The 2,826-nt window shown below is 56.2% G+C and carries 4 protein-coding genes; 2 read left to right on the top strand and 2 right to left on the bottom strand.

All coding sequences use genetic code 11. From position 1 onward, the window contains the following. Positions 1-318: 318 nt before the first annotated feature. Positions 319-576 carry a PepSY domain-containing protein gene (locus NKI73_RS33435; protein WP_352636304.1) on the bottom strand — a complete coding sequence of 86 codons (258 nt, stop codon included), beginning with the start codon at positions 574-576 and terminating at the stop codon, positions 319-321. 280 nt (positions 577-856) lie between these two features. Then, complete coding sequence (locus NKI73_RS33440) at positions 857-1,090, bottom strand: GcrA family cell cycle regulator (RefSeq protein ID WP_352636308.1); 234 nt, start codon at positions 1,088-1,090, stop codon at positions 857-859. Positions 1,091-1,544: 454 nt separating this feature from the next. Here NKI73_RS33440 and NKI73_RS33445 point away from each other — a divergent pair, with 454 nt between their 5' ends. Beyond that, complete coding sequence (locus NKI73_RS33445; protein ID WP_352636310.1) at positions 1,545-1,898, top strand: hypothetical protein; 354 nt, start codon at positions 1,545-1,547, stop codon at positions 1,896-1,898. 304 nt (positions 1,899-2,202) lie between these two features. Beyond that, entirely contained in the window at positions 2,203-2,745 is a 543-nt protein-coding gene (locus NKI73_RS33450) for a hypothetical protein (RefSeq protein WP_352636312.1), read from the top strand. Positions 2,746-2,826: the final 81 nt, after the last annotated feature.

A 2,826-nucleotide genomic window follows, 5' to 3' on the forward strand; every position in this document is an offset into this window, starting at 1 on the left:
ATCGCCGGTCCTCCCGGCGAGGGAGAAAACTGTCACCCATCTAATCAGTCCATTCTGTTACCTATCTATCCGGTTCGGACACCGGGCATTTCTCCCCGTATAGTGACGGGGAGAAAGAGGATCGCCGCAATGCCGGTGCCATCCTTTGCAACATTGGTGATTGGCAAAAACGGCGGCGAGCGTCCCTCTCCCCGTCCGCTATACGGGGAGAGGATGCCGGCAGGCAGGTGAGGGGCGGCGCCAACGCCCGGAAAGACGGACGGCAACGGCTGGGAGCGGCCAATGAATTCGCGTCGGAACGGCCTCCGACGACGACCCTTATTTTGGCTCGCCCGTCACGGGATCATAATTGATCTCAACCTTGGCCTTGTCCGACGTGTAATAGGTGACGGTGTAGGCGCCGCTATCCCAGTCGACCTCCTTCACATAGAGAAAGCCGTCGCGCTTCTCGACCTTGGCGAGGATCTCGGACAGTTTCTTGGCATTGGGCGGCGGCAGCGGCGTATAGTCCGCTGCCAAGGCCGGCCCGCCGGCAAGAAGAACGGCGACGCTTGTCATCAGAACAAATCTAGACATGGCTTTCCCTCAACTTTCCTGGGACAGAAACTCGCTGCCATGCCGGTTTGTTCCGCAGCTGGAATGGATGACCATCCAGTCCGCCGATTTGCGGAAGAAAAAGCCATGCGCCAAAAACACGATGCGCCACTTCACTATTCGTGGCCATAGGATGTTGGCGGTTCATTGGGAGGCTATATGCGCACGCGTCATGTCGTTGCCCCCAACGATGTCCCCAACTGATGGGAGCGCATCAAGCCGAGCCCTTGCTACCTGTTCGAGGCGCCGCCGCCCGCTTAACTTACGCGGCGCGTCGTTGAGCGGGGTGGAGACCTGAACGGGTTCGACGAGGGTCGACGGCGGTTACGATGCTGTGGTGGTGGTCGCAATAGACGCGATCCGGCGAAGTTGGCCCGGCACAAAAACGATAACCGCCGGGTACTGACGGGTCTTCGCTCACCGGGAAGCGGCACTGATAGACGCCTAGCTGAATGAGGGGGACGTCTCTCGAAGTTGGTCTGATATTTTCAGGCATGGTTTTTCAGGTTCCTAGTTCATAGCTTTTGCCGGCTGACGGCCGCAGTGCAACCGCGTCAGGGCGAGCTTCTCTCGTTCGGAGGGCTGTGGATCACCATATGGTGTTGATCGCAGCGTCAATAAGGCCCGAGACCCTGCTTTCGGAAGCCAATTGTTGCGACTTAAGGCCACACTTGCCGCTGCGAAGGCTTCCGGCGGACGATGTTGTCGTCCCACAGATCGCTCCGCCCTCGGGAAATCGGCAGCCGGGGTGAGGGGTGGCTTGTGGGGCCTCCAACGCGCAGCGCGCTTTCGGTTTTCAGGGACTTCAACGGCCAGCCCTGGGAGGCCAGTTGCGGGAGCGGATACAACTTTTGTCAGCAGACAACGTGGTCGCGTCCCAGAGCATCTCTCAGAACCGTCGCGCCGGTGCTATGGTGTGCCTGCATGATCAGACAGCAGGGATATGAGGCATGCCCGAAGTCACCCGCCGTACACTTCTTGCGTTCACCGCCGTGGCCTCGGTCATTGAACCGACGTTTGCTGAAGGGGAAGGTGCCTCACCCGAATTGCGGGCGCTGATTGGAACCCATGAAGCCACCTATGTCGGGCTTCACAGGGTTGTTCATCAAGCGGGCAGTAGCAGCCACGAACGCAAGAGGGCAGACCGGATTGAACAGGAAGCATTGCTGGCCATCTGCTCCTATCCTGCGATCAGCCGAGGCGACCGCCGGGCTAAGGCCGATTACCTGTTGGCCGCTGAGGCTCGGGGTGAACTCGATCTGGAAGAGCACATGCAGGCCATCCTGCACTCGATGAAGCGCTGATCGCTGCTCGACCGGGGCATCTCCACAACCAGACATCGCCGGTTTCACCACCATGACGACAAGCGGGTCGGGCATGGGCCAAACTTTATGATTTCAGGAAGGTACGCATCGTTGCACCGCCAACCGACCCACGCCTAACATAACGGCCCGTTTGAATTCGCCCGCGAAATCTGCGGCGGAATTCCTGAAGCTTGTGGTCTGCACCTAACCATCGCCGGAGATAAAATTGGGGGATGTAGTGGTGATCCAAGTGCTTCCGTTTCGATTTGCGTGCTAAAGAGAATGCGTAGCGAGATTTTGAGCGATGACAGAAAAGAGTCCAGCAAAGAAAACATGTTTTGTAGTCTGCCCGATAGGTGCGGAAGGCAGCTCAACACGCAATCATGCGGACTGGCTCTACCACGAAATAATCGAGCATGTCCTCGACCAACACTTTGCCGGAAAATTTGATGTGACGCGGTCGGATAAAATTGACCAGCCTGGCATGATTGATGCGCAGATTATTGCCCATCTTCTAGATGACGATGTTGTTATTGCAGACATGTCGGAGCTGAATCCAAATGCCTTTTACGAGATGGGCATCCGACACATGAAAGAATTGCCCATTACCCACATGTTCAAAAAAGGAGAAGTAATACCCTTCGATGTGAAACTATATCGTGCAATACAGTTTGACTATAGTAACCCAATCTCTTTGAAAGAGGCGCGGGGTGACCTTAGGCGTTCTATTGAAGCAGTCTTAGATCCGACGTTTAAGCCGGACAACCCTGTTATCAGAGCGCGAGGCGTTCAAAAGCTTAATGAGGACGCAACTCCAGCTATGTTGCTTGTGACGCAACAGCTGTGACCTGCCACTGAGAATTTCCTCCATCTGAGATTAGAGTCCGGGCCTTGATTGAAGGACGGACTGATGAAGAGAAAGCGGTTT

This window comes from Mesorhizobium sp. M0496, from assembly GCF_040321205.1.
Lineage (GTDB): Bacteria > Pseudomonadota > Alphaproteobacteria > Rhizobiales > Rhizobiaceae > Mesorhizobium.

Bases quoted from the DNA above. Each gene is read 5' to 3' on its own strand.
- NKI73_RS33435 (WP_352636304.1), bottom strand. From the start codon at position 576: ATGTCTAGATTTGTTCTGATGACAAGCGTCGCCGTTCTTCTTGCCGGC.
- NKI73_RS33440 (WP_352636308.1), bottom strand. From the start codon at position 1,090: ATGCCTGAAAATATCAGACCAACTTCGAGAGACGTCCCCCTCATTCAG.
- NKI73_RS33445 (WP_352636310.1), top strand. From the start codon at position 1,545: ATGCCCGAAGTCACCCGCCGTACACTTCTTGCGTTCACCGCCGTGGCC.
- NKI73_RS33450 (WP_352636312.1), top strand. From the start codon at position 2,203: ATGACAGAAAAGAGTCCAGCAAAGAAAACATGTTTTGTAGTCTGCCCG.